This window comes from Anaeromassilibacillus sp. 1001302B_160321_C8, from assembly GCF_015554745.1.
GTDB lineage: Bacteria > Bacillota > Clostridia > Oscillospirales > Acutalibacteraceae > Anaeromassilibacillus > Anaeromassilibacillus stercoravium.
In genome coordinates this window covers 1-1,676 of sequence record NZ_JADNJD010000046.1, presented here as the reverse complement: position 1 = coordinate 1,676, position 1,676 = coordinate 1, and the positions used below count along the sequence as shown (strand labels likewise).

At 48.0% G+C, this 1,676-nt stretch carries 1 protein-coding gene; it reads left to right on the top strand.

Features of this window, described 5'->3' with window-relative positions; all coding sequences use genetic code 11:
* Positions 1-330: 330 nt before the first annotated feature.
* Complete coding sequence (gene guaA / locus I2E77_RS13630; protein WP_195451506.1) at positions 331-1,629, top strand: glutamine-hydrolyzing GMP synthase; 1,299 nt, start codon at positions 331-333, stop codon at positions 1,627-1,629.
* The last annotated feature ends 47 nt before the right edge of the window (positions 1,630-1,676 follow it).

Below are 1,676 nucleotides of genomic sequence, written 5' to 3'. Positions count from 1 at the left end.
TGGAATATTAACATATTTGCGAAAGTTTTTCCTGCGAAATCACCTCAAATACACCCTACTATATCTGAATTTGCCGAATACGAATAAGGTGTAATCGATTCTGCTTTTACAAAGAACCTCATCATACTATCAAGAGAAAGTATACCGTTTTCTTGATAGTGCGGTGAGGTTCTTTCTTTGAAAAGGTAAAGGGAATTTTTCAAGGCGTGTTTGTATGACTGTACCGAAAGTCGCAAAATCTGACGAATGTCCAGAAAAAGTGTCCAATCCGGTTGACGCGCTCCTTTTAAATATGATACGATGAAATTACTATAAGAAGGAGGGCTTGTGATGAGACAAGATATGCTTTTGGTTGTGGATATGGGCAGCACCCGTAACACCGATGTGGCGAGGGCGATCCGTGCATTAGGCGTGTATAGTGAAATCTGCAACTACGATGTTACAGCGGAAGAGATTGCGAAAATGCCAAACGTAAAGGGCATTGTAGCAAACGGCGGGCCAAACGATGTGGTAGACGGCCAGAAGATCGGCCTATCGGATGAAATTAAGAACTGCGGATTGCCGGTTTTCACGTTTGATTACGAAGATAATGGAACGGTCCATCCGATGCCGGAAGAGGACGAGGCGATTCAAGAGGATCTGCGCAGCTTTATATTTGATACCTGTAAGGCGCAGGCCAATTGGAATATGGAAAACTTTATTGCAGACCAAATTGAATTGATCCGCAAACAGGTAGGTGACAAGAAGGTTCTTTTGGCTTTGTCCGGCGGCGTGGATTCCTCTGTGGTTGCGGCGCTTTTGCTCAAAGCAATTGGAAGCCAGTTGACCTGCGTACATGTGAACCATGGACTATTGCGTAAGGGGGAACCAGAACAGGTCGTCCGCGTCTTTAAGGACGAGCTTTCCGCAAATTTGATCTATGTGGATGCGACAGAGCGTTTCCTCAGCAAATTGGAGGGAGTCGCTGATCCGGAGCAGAAAAGAAAGATCATTGGGGCGGAATTTATCCGTGTGTTTGAGGAAGAAGCCCGGAAGCTCGACGGTATCGAATTCCTTGCACAGGGAACGATTTACCCGGACATTGTGGAGAGTGGAACAAAAACGGCGAAGATGGTCAAGAGCCACCACAATGTTGGGGGATTGCCAGAAGACTTGCAGTTTGAACTGGTAGAGCCGTTGAAAATGCTGTTTAAGGACGAGGTGCGCTCCTGCGGTGTAGCATTGGGATTGCCAGCCAGTATGGTATATCGCCAGCCGTTCCCCGGTCCCGGCTTGGGAGTGCGTTGCTTGGGCGCAATCACACGCGACCGCTTGGAAGCCGTACGGGAATCCGATGCAATTTTGCGTGAAGAGTTTGCCAAGGCAGGGCTAGAAGGAAAAGTATGGCAGTATTTTACAATCGTACCAGATTTTAAATCTGTTGGTGTGCGGGACAATGCGCGTTGCTTCGATTGGCCGGTCATCATCCGTGCGGTGAACACCATCGATGCCATGACCGCTCAGGTGCCTCAGTTGGATTGGGCCGTCTTGCAGACGATTACTGCTCGTATTCTACAAGAAGTAAAAGGCGTAAATCGTGTGTGCTTTGACTTATCGCCGAAACCGCCTGCCACCATTGAGTGGGAATGACGCTCGAAACGGCGAAAACCCGCATGAATACAGGCTTTTTTGCCCGT